Raw genomic sequence first — 19,206 nt, 5'->3', positions numbered from 1 at the left:
GCGAAGGATTCTCCGCGCCCCGGCCGGGCTCAGACCGCGTCCGCCAGCAGCAGGGAGTGGATGCGGTCCGGAGCCCCGGGGCGGGCGTAGTACCAGCCCTGTGCGGTGTCGCAGCCCAGCAGCCGCAGCTGCTCGGCCTGGGCGCCCGTCTCCACGCCCTCCACCGTGACGGCCAGCTCCAGGCTGTGGGCCAGCGACACGATGCCCTCGACGATCTTCAGATCGACCGGGTCCGCCGGGTGCTGCTGCATGCCCCGGGTGAAGGAACGGTCCAGCTTGAGCACGCTCACCGGCAGCCTGCGCAGGTTCGCCAGGTTCGAGTAGCCCGTGCCGAAGTCGTCGAGCGCGATGTCGACGCCCATCTCCGCGAGCTGCCGCAGCGGCTTGAGGAGATCGTCGTCGGCCCCGATCAGGGCGGACTCGGTCACCTCCAGGCAGAGCGCTCCCGGTTCGAGACCGGAACGTTCCAGCACGTCGACCGTCTCGGCGACCAGGCGGGGGTGGTGCAGCTGGGTCGGCGAGAGGTTGACGTTGATCCGCAGCGGTCCACCGTCGCTGTGCCGCTCCTGCCAGAAGTTCGCCTGCCGTACGGACTCCTCCAGCACCCAGCGCCCGAGCGGCACGATGAGCCCGGTGTGCTCGGCGAGCGGGATGAACCGGTCGGGGCCGAGCACCCCGTGCTGCGGATGGCACCACCGTACGAGCGCCTCGGCGCCGTGCACCGTGCCGTCGCCCAGGTGCACGAGCGGCTGGTACTCGATGAAGAACTCGCCCCGGTCCAGGGCGGCCGGGAGCGCGGTCGTCAGCCCGTGCCGGGTGATGGCGCGCGCGTCGGCCTCGGCGTCGGCGAGCTGGTAGCGGTTGCCGCCCGCCGCCTTGGCCCGGTACATCGTGATGTCGGCGCTGCGCAGCACCTCGGCGGCGCTGCGCTCCCCGGAGGGCCCCTCGACGACGCCGATCGAGCCGCGCACGGTCAGCTCGCGGCCGTCGAGGCGGATCGGGGAGGCGAGCGCGTTCAGGATGCGGCCGGCCAGTTCGCCCACCTCCTCGGCGGTGTCCGGGCCGGTGGTCAGCGCGACGAACTCGTCACCGCCGAGCCGGGCGACCATCTCGCCGCGCGCGGTGGCGCAGCTCTGGAGCCGGTCGGCGACCTCGACCAGGAGGCGGTCGCCGGCGGCGTGGCCGAGGCTGTCGTTGATGGCCTTGAAGCCGTCGAGGTCCAGGTAGCAGAGGCCGAAGCGGATTCCCTCCTGGGCGGCGAGGGCCTTCTCCAGACGTTCGAAGAACAGCGTCCGGTTGGGCAGCCCGGTGAGCGCGTCGTGGGTGGCCTCGTAGCGCAGGCGCAGATTGAGCAGCCGCCGCTCGGTGGTGTCCTCCATCAGTGCGAGCTGGTACTCGGGACGGCCCTCGGAATCCCGTAGCAGCGAGACGGTGAGGTTGGTCCACAGCACGGTGCCGTCGTTGCGGTAGTACGCCTTCTCGACCCGGTAGTGGTCGCGTTCGCCGCGTACCAGCTCGTCGTAGTACTTCCACACCTGCGGCGAGTCCTCGGGGTGGACCCACTCGTTCACCTTGTGGCTGCGGACGTGGTTCTCCAGCCCGCCGAACATCTTGGTGAGGGTGTCGTTGATCTCCAGGATGTTGCCGTCCAGGTCGGCGACGCCGATGCCGATGGCGGCGTCCTTGAAGACCGCGCGGAACCGGGCCTCCGTGGCGTGCAGGGCCTGTTCGGCGTCCGAGCGGGCGGTCAGCGCCGAGCGGGCGATGGCCTCCTGCTCGGCGAGCGTGCGCTCGCGCAGGGCCCCGGTGAAGCCTGCGGCGAGGGTGTGCTGGATCCGGGCGCAGCGGGCCCGGCCGTCCTCGGTGGACAGCACGCCGGGTCCGTTGCCGCCGCAGTACAGGACGAGGTAGGAGTCGACGACGCCGAGCGTGGAGCTGAGGGCGTCCGGGTCGGTGCAGTGCGCGTCGATCAGGGCCTCGCCGATCCGCTGGGCGGGCGAGGCGTCGAAGGGGTGGGCGTGCAGGATGCCGTTCAGCTCGCGTGCCAGGGGCAGCAGATGCTGTTCGAACTCCGGCCGGGTGAGAGAGGTGGCCGTCAGGGGGAAGATGGCCCGGCTCCAGATTCTGGCGAATCTCCGCAGCCGGCCTTCCGGACCGTCAGGTTCCGCGTCCGGTTCCCCGGACGCCTGGGCGGGAATGCTCACGCCTTGCGCCCAACCCCTGCGAAGCCCGAGAAGGCGTACGGGTCTTCCTGCTCCGGCGCCTGCGGGGTGTCGGGCCGCCATTCGGGCATCGACACGAGCCCCGGCTCGACCATCTCGTAGCCCTCGAAGAACTGGCCGATCTCCTCGCGCGAGCGCATGATCAGCGGGTTGCGGATGTTCTGGTAGACGCCGACCGTGCCGGCCGCCTCCTCCTTGGGCAGCGGAATGCCCTCGTACGAGGCGTGGGTCAGGACGATCAGGCTGCCGGGGGCCAGTGACTCGCGCAGCTCGGCGACCGCGGCGCGCGGGTCGTCGGCGTCCTCCACGAAGTGGAGGACCGCGACCAGCAGCAGCGCCACCGGCCGGTCCAGGTCGAGCAGTCCGGTGATCTCCGGGTTCGCCAGGATCTCCTTGGGGCGGCGCAGGTCGGCGGCGGCGATCACCGCGCGGTCGTTGCCCTCCAGGACGGCCTGGCTGTGGGCGACGGCGACCGGGTCGTGGTCGACGTAGGCCACCTTGGCCCCGGGGTCGGCGGCCTGGGCGACCTCGTGGACGTTGCCGAAGGTCGGTATGCCGGAGCCGATGTCCAGGAACTGGTCGATGCCGGTGTCGACGGCATAGCGGACGGCCCGGCGCATAAAGGCGCGATTGGCCTGCATGATCTTGGGAAGGCCCGGAAGGAACTCCATGGCCTTGCGCGCGGCTTCCCGGTCCACCTCGAAATTGTGCGATCCGCCCAGATAGAAGTCGTACATGCGAGACACGCTTGGCACCGAGATGTCAATGCCCTGCGGTGCCCAGGCGGGACGCTCCATCGATGTCTCCAACAAGTCGCCACGGCGATCCGGCCATGTTCATGGTCAGTGTTGACCAGAGGCTACTGATCGGCCGCCAAGAGAGCGAGTGGAAACGGAAATTAGCGATCCGTTATTGGTCACACTCCGGTGGCATCTGCGGCCGGTCCGTCGCTGCGCGTATGCGAACAGCGACGGACCGGCACTCCGGACGCCGTTTCCCGGTGGTTCGGGGCCACTTGAGGCTCCTGGGCGGTGTTCGACCGGGCCCGGTTACCGGGTAGCGCCGACAAGTTTGGATTCGGGGGAAACGGCGTACCAGGTTCCGCCGACCCCCTGCCCGTTGGTGTCGCCGGGCTTGGCGTCGCCCGCGAAGGTGTAGATGGGCCAGCAGTCGATGGTCTGCTGCTTGACGCCGTCGGGGCGGTCGAAGGTGACGAATCCCTTCGTCGTCACACCATCCACCGCATTTTTGGCCATGGGGGCCACTACCGGCCACTTCTTGAGGCAGTCGCCCGTGCACGCGGTCTTCATCGGCCAGGCCGAGTCCTTCGTGAAGCGGTAAACCGTCATACCGCGTCCGTCCACCACGATGTCGCCGAGTTCCGGATCCTTGCGGACCGAAAGGCCGGCGGGATCGGCGGGATCGGCGGATTCGGCGGATTCGGCGGGTTCACCCACGCCCGCGCCGTCGGCGTTCTTCGCGGCCTTCTTCCCGTCGGGAGCTGCGGCGAACCAGGTGCCGCCGACTCCCTGCCCGTTGACCTGACCCGGTGAGGTGTCCTTGGCGTACCGGTACATCGGCCAGCCGTCGACGGTGAGTTGGCTGGTGCCGTCGGCGCGGGTGACCTCGCCGAGCAGCTCGGGGCCGGTGCCGGCCGCGGCGGTGGCGTTGCCGGAGGCGACGACCGGCCAGGTCGCCGCGCACGCTCCGGCGCAGTTCGACTTCGGCGGATTCGCGGTGTCCTTGTCGAACCGGTAGAGCGTGAAGCCCTCGCTGTCGGTGAGCACCTTCCCGAGCTTCTTGCTCTCCCGGACGGCTAGTTGACCGGCTTCCTGGGGTTCCGCCGCCTCCGCGTCGGCCCCCGATCCGTATCCCCCGCCGGCTGATCCGTACCCGCTGTCGGCGGGCTGCTGGGCCGGAGCGGCGTTGCCCACGGCCTGGCCGTTGGGTGCCGCGTCGCCCTGCTCCTGACCGCACGCCGTCGTGAGCGTCAACAGAGCCGCGGCGGTGACCGCGAGCGAGGCGTTGCGCCAGGTGTTCATGTCGACTCCCGTGGTGCTTCGTCGTACCGCTTCCGGTGCCGGCGCGGGACCGCGCCGTTCATGGCCCTAGGTACGGGACGCCGACGGGGGCGCGTTCAAAGGAATGCCGAGAAGAATTCGGCGGCGCGACGTCCACCGGACAAACACGAATGGCGCATTAACCGCACGATCAGGCGAATCACCGGCAGGTATCGCGTGTTCCCCGGCAGCGTGGATCATGCTCGCGGACGTGTACGGATCACGCATCGCGCGGCTCACGACGGTCGCCGCACTTCTCTGGCTGACAGCCGTACCGCTGCCCGCCACCGCCGACAGCTGCGCGGTGGCCACGATCGGGCAGGGAGACGGCAGTTCGTCGGTCGCCGTGGCAGGCGACGGGGACTGTGTCGCGGTCTCCGAGCCACCACCGAAGCCGCCACCCCCACCGCCGCCTCCACCGCCGCCTCCTCCGCCTCCCCCACCGCCGCCACCGGTGGTCGCGGAACCGCCGCCACCGCCACCGGTGGTCGCGGAACCGCCGCCGCCACCACCTCCACCCCCACCGCCACTGCCGCCTCCTCCCCCGCCACCGGCACCCGCCCCGCCCCCGAAGCCGTCCCCATCACCGAAGCCCCCGGAGCGGACCGAGCCACCGCCCTCGCGGTCCGTCGCGCTGCCGACGTACCGCAAACCGGCCCGCAAACAGCCGCGGAGCGGACCGTCGCTGGTGTCCCTGACGCTGCTCATCACCGCCCCGGCGGTGTTCGCCGTTGCCGTGCTGCGGCCGCGATCGTCCCGCTGACCAGGAGAGATGCATGTCCGAATGGCTCGTACTGAGCATTGCCATGGCGTCCGCCTGCGCGGTCGTCCTCACCATCGCCGTCCTGAACAACCGGCGGATCGGGGATGACGACGACCCGTCCGAGACGCCCGACGTCATCGAGTACATGACGATGATGATCGGCGTGGTCTACGCGATCGTCCTGGGGCTCGCCATCGCCGGGGTCTGGGAGGGACGCAGCGCCGCCCAGGAGTCCGTCCGCATCGAGGCGCAGGCGCTGCACGAGGTGCAGGCGCGCGCCTCCGTCTACCCGGTGGAGGTCCGCGACCGCATCCGGGCGGACGTCGACGCCTACGTCAACCATGTGGTGCACGACGAGTGGAAGGTGATGTCCGACCGGAACACGCTCACCGAGCGCGGCACCCAGTTGCTGGACAAGGTACGGGCGGACGTCACCGACTACGTGCCCAGGACCGATCACGAGGGGCAGGCCTACCAGCCGCTGGTCGACCAGGTGGCGGCGGCGGACGACGCCCGCAGCACACGCGGGCAGAACGCCGGGGCGACGATGCCGGGGGTGGTCTGGTTCGGTCTGATCATCGGGGCGCTGGTGACCGTGGGGCTGATCTTCACCCTCCAGATCCGCAGAACGTTCCGCGAACTGCTCCTGGCCGGCCTGTTCAGCGCGTTGATCGCCTTCCTGCTCTTTCTGATCTGGGACTTCGACGCGCCCTTCGGCCGAGGCATCTCGGCCACCGCGGACCCGTTCCTCGACATGTTCCCGGGGGCCGCCCGCTGAGTCCGCGCCCCCGGCCCGTGAGCCGACCGGTGAGCCGGCCGGGGGACACCGCTGACCCATTCGCCGGACCCCGATCGCGGGCCGGGGGGACCCCTCCTAGCGTGTCGGGCATCGAGGTGCATTTTTCCTGCTATGTGGAAATTGGTTCCGCAGCTGCCCCTCGGGGAACCGGAGGATCCACCATGCGCGCGATACGTGTCGCACCGCTCGCCCTGCTCGGCGCCAGTGCCCTGACGCTGCTGGCCCCGTCCGCCGCCCACGCCGCGCCGGACGGGGCGACCAGCACGTTCAACCCGACGATCGCCCCGTCGGTCATCGCCCCCGGCGGCCGGGTCACCCTCGGCGCCGGCGGCTGCACGGGCGAGACGACCGTCTCCTCGGGCATCTTCGACACCACCACCATCCCGAGCGGCTCCACGACGGCCACCGCCACCATCGACACGGACGCCCGCCGGGGGGCCGTGTACGCGGTGACGTTCGCGTGCGGCTCCACCGGCACCTCCCGCAATGTCAACCTGACGATCACCGGCGGCGCCACCAGCACCCCCACCCCGACGCCCACCACCGTTCCGACCGCCAGCTCGACGGCGCTCGTGCCGGGCGGCGTGCGCGGCGGCCTCGGCGGAAGCTCCGGCTCCACCGACACGGTGGAGGTCGCGGCCGGAGCGGCCCTGGTGGCCGTGGCGGCCTCGGGCGCCCTCTACTTCGCACGCCGCCGCACCGCCGACCGCCGCCACTGACCGCGAGCATGCGGCGCACGGCAGTCGCCCCGGGTCCTGATCCAGGACTCGGGGCGACGGGCGTATCGGGCCGGGCGGGAGGTTCGACGCCTTAGAACGCCGCATGGCTCGTCCGCCGGCGCCGGACGAGGAAGACCGCGCCGCCGACGGCCGCCGCGGCCACCAGACCGCCACCGACCTGCATCTCCACGGAACTCGGGCCCATCGAGCCGCCGAGCCCGCCCTCCGCGCCGTAGCCGGCGAGCACGGTGAACTTGTGCGTCGCGATCCGGTCGTTGTCACTGCACTTCACGGAGAGGTGGTACTGCCCCGGCGTGGTGTTGTTCCGGACCCGGGCATGGGCGAAGTTGGTGCCGTCACCCGCCGAGAGGGTGGTCGTCGGGAACGCGTTCGACCAGACCTTGCCGCCGTGACCGCAGCCCCGCGCGGTGATCTTCAGCGTGCCGCCCTGGTGGACGGACTGAGGGTTGACGGCGACGTTGACCGGGCCGTTGGTGGCGGCGGCCATGGGGGCCGCCAGCCCGACGGCCGCGAAAGCGGTCGCGGTGACCGCGAGAGCGCGTGAGACACGCATCGTGTGAACCTCCAGCGGGAAACGCCCCCGGGGGCTTGTCCCCCGGGCTGGATCGACGAGAACGCCTCCCATGACGAACACTCACCAGCGGGCCGAAGGCTCGCACTTCGGCGTTGCTCCACCCCGGTGAAGCGACACGCCGTATGAAAACCCCCGAACCTGACGGAGCCGCAGGTCACAGACCATCAGAATTTTTATCTGCTCATTACTCCGATGGGCAGGCATCCGGCGGGGGGCCGACCCCGCCGCCACCCGTTCGCCCCTCTCTGATCGCCGCCCGGACCCGACGCCCTTAGCGTTCACAGCGTCGCAACGAAGGGAGATCCATGGGCCGGGACTACGCTGGCGCCGAGCGGACCAGACGTGTGCCATGGGGCGCGGTCGCCCTGGTGCTGCTCAGCGGCCTCGCCCTCATGCGCAACGGCACGGAGTTCGGGGAGGCGGGCCCCCCGCAGCCCGCGGCGGCCGCCTCGCTGGACCTGGGCAAGGACGCCGCGGGGCCGCCGGTGGAGGGCGAGCCGGTGCAGCCGCTGCCGTATGCCCCGGCCTCCCGGGTCAAGGTCCCGTCCATCGACGTCGACGCCCCGGTCATCGACGTCAACCTCGACGCCAACGGGTGGATCGACGCCCCGCCCGCCGAGGACCCCAACCTCGCCGGCTGGTACCAGAACGGCATCGCCCCCGGCCAGCGCGGCACCGCCGTGGTCGTCGGCCACGTCGACAACATGTCCGGGCCCGCGGTCTTCTTCGGCCTCGGCTCGCTCCAGAAGGGGCACCGGGTCGAGGTCGCCCGCTACGACGGCCGGGTCGGGATCTTCGAGGTGTACGGGGTGGAGGTCTTCTCCAAGAACGACTTCCCCGGCCCCCGGGTCTACGGCGACACCGGCCACGCGGAGCTGCGGGTCATCACCTGCGGCGGGGGCTACTCCAAGGCTGGCGGCTACGACGGCAACGTGGTGGTCTTCGCCCGGCTCGTCGACACCCGCTGACAGCGGCGCTCCCCGCACGATGGTGCCTCCGGTGGCCTCGGGTTTCCGAGGCCACCGGAGGCACCATCGTGCGGGGAAGCGTTTCTTCGGCTCAGAGGCGGCGCGGCACCGTGATGCGGTAGCCGGAGTCCAGCAGCCGGGGAAGATAGCGGCGCAGGGCCGCGACGCTCTGCGAGCGGTCGCCGCCCGCGTCGTGCGAGAGGACGACGACGCCGGGCGCCGCTCCGTCCAGCACCCGGCGGACGATCGTGCCGGTGCCCGGCGTCTTCCAGTCGAGCGTGTCCACGGTCCAGGCCATGGGCTCCATGCCCAACTCGGCCCCGATCTCGAAGGAGTTGCGGTTCCACGCGCCGTAGGGGGCGCGGTACCAGAGCGGCGGGGCCCCGAGCGCCCGGTCCACCACCTCGCTGGTGCGCCCCAGTTCGTCGCGGATCGCGGGGCGGGAGAGCTTCGGGATCAGCGGGTGCGACCAGGAGTGGTTGCCCACCACATGCCCGTCGTCGGCCATCTCGCGCAGCAGGTCCGGGTGCCCGTCGGCCATCTCTCCGCAGACGAAGAACATCGCGCGGACCCGGTGCTCGCGCAGGGTGGCCAGGATGTCCGGGGTGTAGAGCGGGTCGGGTCCGTCGTCGAAGCTCAGGACCATCGAGTGACCGATCTCGGGGAGATGCTCGAAGGGCCGGACCCGCACGGGCGGCCTGCCCGGTCTGAACCGGGGCGGGGTGTTGGCCGTCATGGGTTCGAGCCGGTACGGGGAGGGCCGGCCCCGGACGTGCCCCGGAGGTCCCGCGGCAGCGGCGGGCGGGGTGTCCGCGGCGGGTGCGGAGCGACTGGGCGCCGAGACCGGATCGGCGGCGATCAGGTGCACGGCGGTGGCGGTTCCGAGGCCGAGGGCGACCCTCAGCAGAGTGCGGCGCTCGGGTCCGGTGTGATCACTTCTCATGGCCAACTGCTCGCACGGCCGGACGTCCGCTCCGGCCGCCGACACCGACCATCGCCCGTTTTGTACACGATCGACGCAGTATGTTCATCTCTCTTCGGGTCCGTCGGCGGCCCGGAGCCTCCCCTCCGGGACGAGCCGATAGCCTCGGAGCCGTGACAGAGCAGCAGCCTCATCGGTTCGAACGCGGTACGGACGGCCCCAAGGTGATCGTCGCGGGGCTCGACGGCTCCGATTCGTCGATGCGCGCGGCGGCCTACGCCGCCGGTCTGGCCCGTCGGCAGAACGCCATGCTGGCCCTGGTGTACGTCCAGCCCGTCATCACGGCGGGCGCGGCGCTGGGCGTGCCGGTGAGCGACACCACGGGCGAGGTCGCGGAGGACCTGGTCTCCGAGATCCGCGCGGCGACCGAGCGCTTCAGTGACGCGTGGGACATGCGCTGGGAGTTCCACACCTTCCGGGGCGACCCGTACAACGGGCTGGTGACGGCGGCCGACGAGCTGAAGGCGGACGCGGTGGTGGTCGGGGCGTCGGAGTCGGCCGGGCACCGCTTCGTCGGTTCGGTGGCCGTGCGTCTGGTGAAGGCGGGGCGCTGGCCGGTCACCGTGGTGCCGTGAGGAGCGTTCACCTGCCCATCAGGAGCCCGTCTCCCTCCGCTCCGCGCCCGAGGACGACGGTACGGATGCGGTCGCGGACCTCGCGGAGGTGCTCGGCCCCGTCGTCGAGGGAGGCGTTGAGGTTGACGGCGCGTCCGGTATGGGTGTCGTACCACTGCGGGACGAACTCCGCCTTCTTCACCGTCCAGCGCTCGCCGGGCTTCGCAGGCGGCGCGAAGGTGAAGCGACCCATCGAGCTCTGGTTGCCGCGCGGGTCCTGGACGCCCTCGTAGTTGATCATCGCTCCGGCGATCTGGTCGCCCATCCCGTAGACGACCCAGGTGCCGTTGACCTTCTCGTACGCCTGCGGCACATGGGCATGGGTGCCGATGATCAGGTCGATGTCGGGGCGGCCCCCGTCGGCGGACGCGGTGAGCCGCCGGGCCAGCTCCACCTGGGTCGCGTCGGGCTCGTCCTGCCACTCGGTGCCCCAGTGGGCGGAGAGGACGACGACGTCGGCGCCGGCCCGCCGGGCCGCCCTGGCCTCCTCGATGATCCTGCGCTCGTCCGTCACGTTGACCGTCCAGGGCCGGTCGGCGGGGACCGGGATGTCGTTGGTGCCGTAGGTGTACGCGAGGTGGGCGACCTTGGCCGCACCCTTCCCCGGTCCGGCGGGCATGATCGTGGGCCGGGCGGCCTCGGCGGCGGTGCGGGCGGAACCGGTGTGCCGGATGCCCGCCCCGTCCAGCGCGCCGAGTGTGCGCGAGACCCCCTCGGCCCCGTCGTCGAGGGTGTGGTTGGAGGCCGTGGAGCAGGAGTCGAACCCGGTGGCGCGCAGGGCGGTGGCGACCTCGGGCGGCGACTTGAAGCTCGGGTAGCCGGTGTAGGGGCCGCCCTCCTCGCCGTACACCGTCTCCATATGGCAGAACGCCAGGTCCGCGGCGGAGACGACCGGGGCGACGCCCGCCAGCATCGGGGCGAAGTCGTAGCCGGCGCCGCCCGCGTCGACGGCGGCCCGGTCGATCACGGAGGAGTGCGGCAGGATGTCGCCCGCGGCGAGGAGCGTGAACGGGCGGGGCCCCTCGGCGCCCTGGCCGCCGGCTCCCCTCGCGGGGGCGGGCGACCCGCCCGGCGCGGGGGCCGGGAGCTGCTGCCCGGTGCAGCCGGTGGCCGCGGCGAGCAGGAGGGCGATGGCGGCCACGGTGCCCGGTCGGATGCGCTGCGTCATCTGCTCGACTCCATGTTCGGATGATTACGACCATCCGACTACACATATTTTCATACCGGATAAGCAAGGAGCATTGCCGCATACCTAGCTGAACTGGTCGTACCGGCCGACCCCGACGGCCCCTCGACCGTTCACCGCACCATTCGCCGCACTGAGCGACCGCTCGTCGCACGCCTCGGCGCACCGCCTGTTCCCGCGCCGCCGAATGCGTTCGTATACGCCAAGTCGGCAACGAGGCCACCAGGGGCCGCGGCGGGAGAGGGCGTTCATGAAGACCACCACGACGACCGATGAGCGGACCCTCGCCGAGTTGCAGCGGGAACACGGCCCCGCGCTGTTCCACTTCCTCCTCGGTCTGACCTTCGGGGACCGGCAGCGGGCCGAGGACCTGGTGCAGGAGACCCTGGTACGCGCCTGGCAGCACCCCGAGGCCTTCGACGCGCCCTACGCGTCGATGCGGCCGTGGCTGTTCACCGTGGGCCGCCGCCTCGCCATCGACGCGCGGCGCTCCCGGCAGGCCCGCCCCGTCGAGGTCAGCGACACCGTGCTGGAGAGCACCCCGGACGCCCTGGACACCGCGGACTGTGCCGTCCGCGCCCTGGACGTCCGGGAGGCGGTCCGCACCCTCAGCCCCGAGCACCGTGCGGTGCTGGTGCAGATCTACTTCCGCGGGCTGAGCGTCGGCGAGACGGCCGAGGCGCTCGGCATCCCCGCGGGGACCGTCAAGTCCCGCTCGTACTACGCCCTGCGGGTCCTCGCGCGGACGCTGCCCGGCTACTCCCGCAGGTCCTCCGCCCGGAGCAGCGCCAGCAGGGCGGAGGCCTCGGCCACCTCCACATAGACCCGGGCGCAGCCGTCGCAGCCCCGGAGGTGGCGGGCGACCCTACCGGTCTCCTCGGCGTCCAGGGCGTCCAGGACGTACGCGCCCAGCAGCAGGCGCACATGCGGGTCGTCGCCGGGGTCGACACTCATTCACTGCCTCGCATCTCCTGGGCGATCCTCACCTTCTGCCCACGCGGGGCGCCCGCCCCCGGTTCAATGCTGCGTGAAGCCCGGCACCGAGCAAGGAAAGAGGCGAGACGGGATGCGTCCCGAGGATACGGATGGGACCGGTGGGAACGGGCTCCAGGTACCGATGACCTGGCTGTCCACCGAGTATCTCGCCGACGACCTGTTACGGACCGGCGATCTGATGGAACCGACGACGCTGGAGTTCCGGGCGGGGCGCGACGCCCTCGCGCTGACGATGTTCCTGTGCGGAGTCCCCCGGGACGCTCCCGCTCCCCGGGCCCTGCCCGGACCGAGGGTCGACGAGCTGCGGATCCTCACGGCGTACGAGTGCACCTGGCGCGCCTGGATCTGCGAGCGGCTGACGGAGGCGGGACGGAACACGGAGCCCGGCGACCCCGATCTGGCGTTGGCGCGGGCGGCCTGGCGGTGGCTGGAGGAGACCGAACTCCTCGCGGCGGACCTCGACGCGATCGGCCCCGCTCCATGGGACGCGGCGGCCGACCCGACGGGCGACCGGGAGGTCCGCGTCTGGACGCCCGCCTGGCAGTTGGGGCTGCCGCTGGGACATCTGGCCGTCCACCTGTGCTGATCCCCTCGCTCAGGAACCGTGCACCCCGGCACGGTACTTGGGCAGCCGCAGCGTGATCTTCATGCCGGCCCCGACGCCGGTCTCGATGACCAGGCCGTAGTCGTCGCCGTAGACCTGGCGCAGCCGCTCGTCCACGTTGAGCAGGCCGATGCCGGTGGAGGCGCCGCCCTCGCCGCGCAGGATCTGCCGCAGCCGGTCGGGGTCCATGCCGGTTCCGTCGTCCTCGATGACCACCTCGGCCTCGGAGCCGGCGTCCAGGGCACTGATGGTGATGCGGCTGCGGGTGACCGCCCCTTCCAGGCCGTGCTTGACGGCGTTCTCCACCAGCGGCTGGAGGCACAGGAACGGCAGCGCGACGGGCAGCACCTCGGGGGCGACCTGGAGGGTCACGGCGAGGCGTTCGCCGAAGCGGGCGCGGACGAGGGCCAAATACTGGTCGATGGAGTGCAGTTCGTCCGCCAGCGTGGTGAACTCCCCGTGTCTGCGGAACGAGTAGCGGGTGAAGTCGGCGAACTCCAGCAGCAGTTCGCGGGCCTGTTCGGGGTCGGTCCGGACGAACGAGGCGATGGCTGCGAGCGAGTTGAAGATGAAGTGCGGGGAGATCTGCGCCCGCAGGGCCTTGATCTCCGCCTCGATGAGCTGGGTGCGGGAGCGGTCCAGCTCGGCCAGCTCCAGCTGGACGCAGACCCAGCGGGCCACCTCCCCCGCCGCCCGGGCCAGCACCGCCGACTCGCGCGGGGCATAGGCGACCAGCGCGCCCAGGACCCGGTTCTCGACGGTGAGCGGAACGGCGACGGCCCAGCGCAGCGGGCAGTCGAGGTCGGCGCAGCCACTGTCGAAGGCGGTGCGGCGGCCGTTGTCCAGGAGCACCTTCAGGTGTTCCATGACGTCCTTGCCGTGGTGGTGCCCGGCGCCGTCCCAGACCAGTACCCGGTCCCGGTCGGTGAGGCAGAGGGCGTCGGTGCCGAGGAGGGAGCGCAGCCGGCGGGCGGCGCGCCGGGCGCTCTCCTCGGTGAGGCCGGCCCGCAGCGGCGGGGCGGCCAGCGACGCGGTGTGCAGGGTCTCGAACGTGGCGTGCTCCACGGGCGTGCCGACATCGCTGGGGCGCAGCGGTCGGGCGGTGCGGCGGCCCACCAGATACCCGACGCCGAGCAGCAGCACGGCCGCCACGACGAGAACGGCGATCGCGGCCCCGGTCATCGTTCCCGCCCCGCGGCGGACCGCGCCGAGGAGAGTGCCTCGGGGAGGTGGAAGCGGGTCATGGCGGCGTTGGTGCCCGGGGGTATTCGCCCCGGTGTGGCGAGCGAGACGAGGATCATCGCGAGGAACCCCACGGGGACGGACCAGACGGCGGGCCAGGCGAGCAGGGCGTGCGGCCAGCCCGGCGGGCGTACGGCCCCGCTGACGGTGATGGCCACCGCGACGAGAGCGGAGCCGCCGCCCAGCAGGAGCCCCGCGACGGCCCCGGGCGGGGTGAGCCGCCGCCACCAGATGCCGAGGATGAGCAGCGGGCAGAAGGAGGAGGCGGAGACGGCGAAGGCCATGCCCACCGCGTCGGCCACCGGTACCCGGCTCACCAGCAGGGAACCGGCGAGGGGTACGGCGATGGCGAGGACGGTGGCGAGCCGGAAGTGGCGTACCCCGCGCGAGGGCAGGACGTCCTGGGTGATGACTCCGGCGACGGCCATGGTGAGCCCGGAGGCGGTGGACAGGAACGCGGCGAACGCCCCGCCGGCGATCAGCGCCCCGAGGAGGTCGCCGCCGAGTCCGCCGATGACGCGGGCGGGCAGCAGGAGGACGGCGGCGTCCGCGTCTCCGCCGTACCGCAGTTCGGGCGTGTAGAGCCGGCCGAGGGCTCCGTAGACCGGCGGCAGCAGGTAGAAGAGGCCGACCAGGGCGAGGACGGCGACGGTGGTGCGGCGGGCGTCGCGGCCGTTGGGGCTGGTGTAGAAGCGGACGACGACGTGCGGCAGACCCATGGTGCCGAGGAAGGTCGCCACGATCAGCCCGTAGGTGGCGTACAGCGGATGGTCGGCGCGGAAGACGGCGAGCTGGTCGTCGAAGCTGACCCGGGGCCGGCCGTCGCCCTGCCAGGCGAGCACCAGGAAGAGGGCGGGCACCAGGAGCGCGGTGAGTTTCAGCCAGTACTGGAAGACCTGGACGAAGGTGATGGAGCGCATGCCACCGGCGGCGACGGCTGCGGTCACGACGGTGGCGACGAGGACGTCGCCGAGCCAGCCCGGAGCGCCCGTGAGGATCTTGAGGGTGAGCCCGGCGCCCTGGAGCTGGGGCACGAGGTAGAGCCAGCCCGCGCCGACGACGAGCGCGCTGACCAGTCGGCGGACCTGCCGTGATTCGAGCCGTCCCTCGGCGAAGTCCGGCAGCGTGTAAGCCCCCGAGCGGCGCAGCGGGGCGGCGACGAAGACCAGGAGCACCAGGTATCCGGCGGTGTAGCCGACCGGGTACCAGAGCATGTCGGGGCCGTGGACGAGGACGAGCCCGGCGACGCCGAGGAAGGAGGCGGCGGAGAGGTATTCGCCGCTGATCGCGGCTGCGTTGAGGCGGGGCCGCACGGTGCGCGAGGCGACGTAGAAGTCGGAGGTCGTACGGGAGATACGCAGGCCGAAGCCGCCGACGAGGACGGTGGCGAGGACGACGAGGGCGACCGCCACCCAGGACGCCATGTGGTCGGGGGTGCTCACGGGGCGGGGCGGCCCTCCACCAGCCGGGCGAAGTCGCGTTCGTTGCGCTCGGCCCTGCGGACGTACCACCAGGCGGCCAGGGTGAGCGGCGGGTAGGTGGCGAAGCCGAGCACCGCCCAGACGAGGGCGGAGCTGTTCAGCGCGGCGAAGAGGAGCGGCAGGGTGCCCGCGACAAGGGCGAGGACGGCGAAGACGGTGAGCCCGGCGCGCAGCTGGCCGCGCATCAGCGATCGCACATAGGCGCCGCCGAGTGCGGTCTGCTCGTCGATCTCCGACTGGGTGCGGTAACGGGGCAGCGGGCGCACCCGCCGCGGCTCCCCCGTGACCACTTCGCGCCGGGGCGATGGCTCTGCGGACATGGGCTCGGAGTGTAGGCGTCGGCGGGCCGTGCTGGGAAGGGTTCGGCGAAGAACCCCCCAGGTCAGCGGCCACCCTGGCGCATCAGGAGGTCGCGCAGGGCACGGGTGTGGCGACGGCTGACGGCCAGCTCCGCCTCCCCGATGCGCACGCTCATGCTGCCCGCGTCCAGGCGCAGCTCGTCGATCCGGCCGAGCGCCACGAGGTGGCGGCGGTGGATCCGGACGAAGCCCCGGGAGCGCCACCGCTCCTCCAGGGTGGTGAGCGGGATGCGGACGAGGTGGCTGCCGGTGGCGGTGTGCAGGCGGGCGTAGTCGCCCTGCGCCTCGGCGTACGCGATCTCGTCGATGGGGATGAAACGGATGACGCCGCCCAGCTCGACCGGGATCTGGTCGCCCGCGCTGTCGTGGACGGGTGCGGACCGGTCCCCCACCTGCTCGGCGACCCGTCGGACGGCTTCGGCGAGACGTTCGCGGCGGACCGGTTTCAGGACGTAGTCGACGGCCTTGAGGTCGAAGGCGTGGACGGCGAAGCCCTCGTGCGCGGTGACGAAGACGATGAGCGGGGGCGCGGCGAAGCCGGCGAGGAGCTGGGCGACGTCGAGGCCGGTGAGACCGGCCATGTGGATGTCGAGGAAGACCACGTCGATCGCGGACGGATCGTCGGGGCCCGCGTCCACCGCGCCACCGATGCGGCGCAGTGCCTCGGTCGCACCGGTGGCGCCCTCGGCGCTGCGGACACGGGGGTCGGCGCGCAGGAGGTAGAGGAGTTCCTCCAGGGCGGGTTGTTCGTCGTCGACGGCGAGTACGCGCAGCATGAGGCCGGAGTTTAGGGGCTCGCCCGGCCGATGGCTTGACTGAATCCCGGGTTGTTCCCGTACCGCAGTACATGCAGACGACCGAACCCCACATCCGGGTGGGGGCCTATGCGCTGGGCGCGCTCGGGAGGGCCGACGCCTTCCGGTTCGAGGAGCATCTGGCGGACTGTCCCGGGTGCCGTGTGCGGGCACGCGAGTTCGCCGGGGTGAGGGCGGGTCTGGCGGTGGCGGGGCCACCGGTGGTACCGGGGTCCGGGCTCGCGGAACGGCTGACGGCCGCGGTGGCGGCGGGGCGCGAGTGGGGGTCGGCGGTGGCGCTGGAGGTGGCGCGGGTTCCGGTGGAGGGGGTGTGCGCGCTGGTCGCGGTGGGCCGGGACGGCAGTGAGGAGACGGTGGGCAGTTGGTCGGCCGGGGGCGTGGGCGGCGGCCCGGTCGAGGTGTCGGGCGGGGCGGCGCTGCGACCGGAGGGCATCGACCACTTCGAGGTGCGGACGGCGGACGGGCGGCGGCTGGTGACGGTGACGCGGTGAGCCCGGGAGGCCGTTACTTCAGGAACTTGGAGAGCCTGCGGTCCGCCAGCGGTCTGCCGCCCGTCTGGCAGGTGGGGCAGTACTGGAGCGAGGAGTCGCTGAAGGAGACCTCCAGGATGGTGTCCCCGCAGACCGGGCAGGCCTCCCCGGTACGCCCGTGGACCCGCATCCCGGTCTTCTTCTCGGCTTTGAGCTTTCCGGCCTCCACCCCGCTGGAGCGGGTCACGGCGTCCTTGAGCGTGGTGCGCAGCGCGGTGTACAGGCGGGTGACGTCGTCCTCGCCGAGGTCGGCGGTCCGTTTGAACGGGGACATCTTCGCGACGTGGAGGATCTCGTCGCTGTAGGCGTTGCCGATGCCCGCGATGAGCGACTGGTCGCGCAGCGCGCCCTTGATCTGGCGGCGCTCCCCCGCGAGCAGCGCGGCGAACGCGTCGCGGTCGAAGACGTCGGCGAGGGGGTCCGGGCCGAGGCGGGCGATTCCCGGGACGTCCATGGGGTCGTGGACGAGGTGGACGGAGAGGCGCTTCTTGGTGCCCATCTCGGTCAGGTCGAAGCCGTCGCCGTCGACGGTGATCAGGCGCAGGGCGAGGGGTCCCTTGCCGGGGCGGGGCGGGGCGGCCGGGAAGGAGTCCTTCCAGCGGAGCCAGCCGGCCCGGGCGAGGTGGGTGCACAGGTGGAGGCCGCCCGCCTCGATGTCGAGGAACTTGCCGTGGCGGGCGACCGAGGTGACGGCTGTGCCCTCCAGGGCGGTCAGCGGCGGGTCGTACGTCTTCAGGACGCTGATCGCCAGCGGGAGGACACGGGCGATCTCCTTGCCGACCAGGTGGTCGTCGAGGAAGACTCGCAGGGCTTCGACTTCGGGCAGTTCGGGCATGGCTCCAGACTGCCGCAGCCGGTGGGCGGCTGCCTGTCAGGACACCGGTGCGCGGTCCGTGCCGGTGATGACGGCGCCCAGCTCCGTGAACTCCTCCTCGACCGCGGCGGCGAGCCGGTCGAGGTCGGGCAGCGCCTTGCCGTCGGCGACCAGTCCCACGTGCACCCGGCCGCCGTAGGTGGAGAGGGCCACCGCCAGGGACTGGCCCCGGGCCAGCGGGGCCATGGGGTAGAGGGCGGTCAGCGGGCAGCCGCCCAGCGAGAGCGCGGAGCGGGGCAGCGGCACGCTGGTGACCAGCACGTCGAAGAGCATACGGGCGGCGTTGGCCGCCAGTGGTGCGCCGAACCGGTGGGCCAGCGGCGGCAGTTGGTCGGCCAGTACGGCGACGGCTCCGGCGCCCTTCAGGGGGCCGGCCGCCTTGTTGCGGTCCATCGCCGTCCGGACCGCCCGGAGCCGCCCGCGCGGGTCGGCCTCGGCGACCGGCAGGTCGAGCAGATAGGCGGAGAGCCGGTTGCCCGTCGCGGAGGCGCCACCGGGCCGGCGGCGGGAGACGGGGACCAGGGCGCGCGGGTCCGCGGCGGACAGCGGTTCGCCGCGCCCGGCCATCCAGCGGCGCAGCGCACCGGCGACGACGGCGAGGAGGATGTCGTTGGCGGTGCCGCCCTCGGCGCGCCGGATCCGCTGGAGGTCCCCGGCGTCGAGGTCGGCGGTGGCCAGGCGGCGGGTGCCGCTGGAGGGTGCGGTGAAAGCGGTCGTGCCGCGCAGGTCGAGGCGGCCCGCGCGGACGACGGAGGCCCCCACACCGAGCGCCCGGCCGACCTCGCCGATCCGGCCGAGGGCCATGCCCGCCATCTCCCGGGGGTCGGGCAGCCAGGAGCGGGGCGGGACGGCGGGGCGGCCCCGGGCAGCGGTGCGGGCGCTGGTGACGGCGGCGATCTCGTCGAAGATCCCGGCCCCGATGGCGACCGCCCGCATCCCGTCGGCCAGGGCGTGGTGCAGCTTGACCAGGACGGCGAAGGGGCCGCCCGCCGCGCCGCCGATGAGATACATCCGCCAGGGCGGCAGTCCGCGCCCGAGCGGTCGCTCCATCAGTTCGCCGGCCAGCCGGCCGGCCCCGGCCATGAAGTCGCCGTCGTCCACGACGACGTGCTCGACGTGCCGGTGCACGTCGAAGTCCTTGTCCACGGTCCAGGCTTTGCCGCCGACCGGCAGCAGAACGTCGCGTACACACATGCGCAGCCGGGGGATCGCGGCGGCGCGGGTGCCGAGCAGGTCGAGGATCCGCTCCGGAGCGGCGCCGGGCGCCGGCGCGAAGACGGCGAGCGCGCCGAGGTGCATCGGATGGGCGTCCGATTCGAGGTGCCAGAAAGCGAGATCGAGCGGGGCGAGGAGCTCGGTACCCAACGGGGGCCTCATGTCGTCGAAGGCGGCAGGGC

At 72.3% G+C, this 19,206-nt stretch carries 20 protein-coding genes; 7 read left to right on the top strand and 13 right to left on the bottom strand.

Annotation, left to right across the window (positions count from 1 at the left end):
* Positions 1–29: 29 nt before the first annotated feature.
* The 3 genes from ACIQRW_RS02270 to ACIQRW_RS02260 all read right to left on the bottom strand — a co-directional run bounded on the left by ACIQRW_RS02270 (position 30) and on the right by ACIQRW_RS02260 (position 4,264).
* A complete protein-coding gene (locus ACIQRW_RS02270; RefSeq protein WP_403753155.1) occupies positions 30–2,204 on the bottom strand; it encodes a putative bifunctional diguanylate cyclase/phosphodiesterase in 2,175 nt (724 codons plus the stop codon).
* The gene (locus ACIQRW_RS02265) at positions 2,201–3,019 is read right to left on the bottom strand and encodes an SAM-dependent methyltransferase (RefSeq protein ID WP_403753152.1); all 819 of its coding nucleotides are present in this window, start codon (positions 3,017–3,019) and stop codon (positions 2,201–2,203) included. The genes ACIQRW_RS02270 and ACIQRW_RS02265 overlap by 4 nt, the downstream gene beginning before the upstream one ends.
* A 252-nt stretch (positions 3,020–3,271) precedes the next feature.
* Positions 3,272–4,264: an SCO0930 family lipoprotein gene (locus ACIQRW_RS02260; RefSeq protein WP_403753149.1), complete on the bottom strand. Its 993-nt coding sequence runs from the start codon at positions 4,262–4,264 to the stop codon at positions 3,272–3,274.
* 794 nt (positions 4,265–5,058) lie between these two features.
* On the opposite strand from ACIQRW_RS02260, the gene ACIQRW_RS02255 reads away from it, so the two are divergent.
* Together ACIQRW_RS02255 and ACIQRW_RS02250 are read left to right on the top strand one after the other, a co-directional pair.
* A complete protein-coding gene (locus tag ACIQRW_RS02255; protein WP_265597784.1) occupies positions 5,059–5,823 on the top strand; it encodes a DUF4239 domain-containing protein in 765 nt (254 codons plus the stop codon).
* 182 nt (positions 5,824–6,005) lie between these two features.
* Positions 6,006–6,563: a hypothetical protein gene (locus ACIQRW_RS02250; RefSeq protein ID WP_403753146.1), complete on the top strand. Its 558-nt coding sequence runs from the start codon at positions 6,006–6,008 to the stop codon at positions 6,561–6,563.
* 91 nt (positions 6,564–6,654) lie between these two features.
* Here ACIQRW_RS02250 and ACIQRW_RS02245 read toward each other — a convergent pair whose 3' ends face one another.
* Entirely contained in the window at positions 6,655–7,137 is a 483-nt protein-coding gene (locus ACIQRW_RS02245; RefSeq protein ID WP_403753143.1) for a hypothetical protein, read from the bottom strand.
* Positions 7,138–7,463: 326 nt separating this feature from the next.
* Here ACIQRW_RS02245 and ACIQRW_RS02240 point away from each other — a divergent pair, with 326 nt between their 5' ends.
* The gene (locus tag ACIQRW_RS02240) at positions 7,464–8,126 is read left to right on the top strand and encodes a class F sortase (protein WP_403753140.1); all 663 of its coding nucleotides are present in this window, start codon (positions 7,464–7,466) and stop codon (positions 8,124–8,126) included.
* Positions 8,127–8,217: 91 nt separating this feature from the next.
* Here ACIQRW_RS02240 and ACIQRW_RS02235 read toward each other — a convergent pair whose 3' ends face one another.
* Complete coding sequence (locus ACIQRW_RS02235; protein WP_403753137.1) at positions 8,218–9,069, bottom strand: polysaccharide deacetylase family protein; 852 nt, start codon at positions 9,067–9,069, stop codon at positions 8,218–8,220.
* Between the two features lie 152 nt (positions 9,070–9,221).
* On the opposite strand from ACIQRW_RS02235, the gene ACIQRW_RS02230 reads away from it, so the two are divergent.
* A complete protein-coding gene (locus tag ACIQRW_RS02230) occupies positions 9,222–9,683 on the top strand; it encodes a universal stress protein (protein ID WP_403753134.1) in 462 nt (153 codons plus the stop codon).
* A gap of 7 nt (positions 9,684–9,690) precedes the next feature.
* Here the strand turns inward: ACIQRW_RS02230 and ACIQRW_RS02225 are convergent, their stop codons facing one another.
* The gene (locus tag ACIQRW_RS02225; RefSeq protein WP_403753131.1) at positions 9,691–10,890 is read right to left on the bottom strand and encodes a CapA family protein; all 1,200 of its coding nucleotides are present in this window, start codon (positions 10,888–10,890) and stop codon (positions 9,691–9,693) included.
* Positions 10,891–11,158: 268 nt separating this feature from the next.
* Here ACIQRW_RS02225 and ACIQRW_RS02220 point away from each other — a divergent pair, with 268 nt between their 5' ends.
* A complete protein-coding gene (locus ACIQRW_RS02220) occupies positions 11,159–11,731 on the top strand; it encodes a sigma-70 family RNA polymerase sigma factor (RefSeq protein WP_403753128.1) in 573 nt (190 codons plus the stop codon).
* Here the strand turns inward: ACIQRW_RS02220 and ACIQRW_RS02215 are convergent.
* Positions 11,665–11,862: a zf-HC2 domain-containing protein gene (locus ACIQRW_RS02215; RefSeq protein ID WP_403753125.1), complete on the bottom strand. Its 198-nt coding sequence runs from the start codon at positions 11,860–11,862 to the stop codon at positions 11,665–11,667. The genes ACIQRW_RS02220 and ACIQRW_RS02215 overlap by 67 nt on opposite strands.
* Positions 11,863–11,974: 112 nt before the next feature.
* Here ACIQRW_RS02215 and ACIQRW_RS02210 point away from each other — a divergent pair, with 112 nt between their 5' ends.
* A complete protein-coding gene (locus tag ACIQRW_RS02210; protein WP_403753122.1) occupies positions 11,975–12,490 on the top strand; it encodes a hypothetical protein in 516 nt (171 codons plus the stop codon).
* 9 nt (positions 12,491–12,499) lie between these two features.
* Here ACIQRW_RS02210 and ACIQRW_RS02205 read toward each other — a convergent pair whose 3' ends face one another.
* From ACIQRW_RS02205 to ACIQRW_RS02190, 4 genes are all read right to left on the bottom strand, one after another.
* A complete protein-coding gene (locus ACIQRW_RS02205; protein ID WP_403753119.1) occupies positions 12,500–13,690 on the bottom strand; it encodes a sensor histidine kinase in 1,191 nt (396 codons plus the stop codon).
* Entirely contained in the window at positions 13,687–15,192 is a 1,506-nt protein-coding gene (locus ACIQRW_RS02200; RefSeq protein WP_403753117.1) for a cation acetate symporter, read from the bottom strand. Before ACIQRW_RS02200 ends, ACIQRW_RS02205 begins: the two co-directional genes overlap by 4 nt.
* On the bottom strand, positions 15,189–15,551 hold the full coding sequence (locus tag ACIQRW_RS02195) for a hypothetical protein (protein WP_403753114.1): 363 nt from the start codon (positions 15,549–15,551) through the stop codon (positions 15,189–15,191). The genes ACIQRW_RS02200 and ACIQRW_RS02195 overlap by 4 nt, the downstream gene beginning before the upstream one ends.
* Before the next feature lie 62 nt (positions 15,552–15,613).
* Positions 15,614–16,366: a LytTR family DNA-binding domain-containing protein gene (locus tag ACIQRW_RS02190; RefSeq protein ID WP_003964604.1), complete on the bottom strand. Its 753-nt coding sequence runs from the start codon at positions 16,364–16,366 to the stop codon at positions 15,614–15,616.
* 71 nt (positions 16,367–16,437) lie between these two features.
* Between ACIQRW_RS02190 and ACIQRW_RS02185 the strand changes: the two genes are divergently transcribed.
* Complete coding sequence (locus ACIQRW_RS02185) at positions 16,438–16,896, top strand: zf-HC2 domain-containing protein (protein WP_403753111.1); 459 nt, start codon at positions 16,438–16,440, stop codon at positions 16,894–16,896.
* Positions 16,897–16,909: 13 nt separating this feature from the next.
* Here ACIQRW_RS02185 and ACIQRW_RS02180 read toward each other — a convergent pair whose 3' ends face one another.
* On the bottom strand, positions 16,910–17,770 hold the full coding sequence (locus ACIQRW_RS02180) for an Fpg/Nei family DNA glycosylase (protein ID WP_403753108.1): 861 nt from the start codon (positions 17,768–17,770) through the stop codon (positions 16,910–16,912).
* Positions 17,771–17,806: 36 nt separating this feature from the next.
* Complete coding sequence (locus tag ACIQRW_RS02175; RefSeq protein ID WP_403753105.1) at positions 17,807–19,174, bottom strand: wax ester/triacylglycerol synthase family O-acyltransferase; 1,368 nt, start codon at positions 19,172–19,174, stop codon at positions 17,807–17,809.
* Positions 19,175–19,206: the final 32 nt, after the last annotated feature.

This window comes from Streptomyces sp. NPDC091287 (assembly GCF_044768525.1).
Classification (GTDB): domain Bacteria; phylum Actinomycetota; class Actinomycetes; order Streptomycetales; family Streptomycetaceae; genus Streptomyces.
The sequence above is the reverse complement of the archived record's forward strand: the minus strand, read 5'-3'. Positions and strand labels throughout refer to the sequence as shown.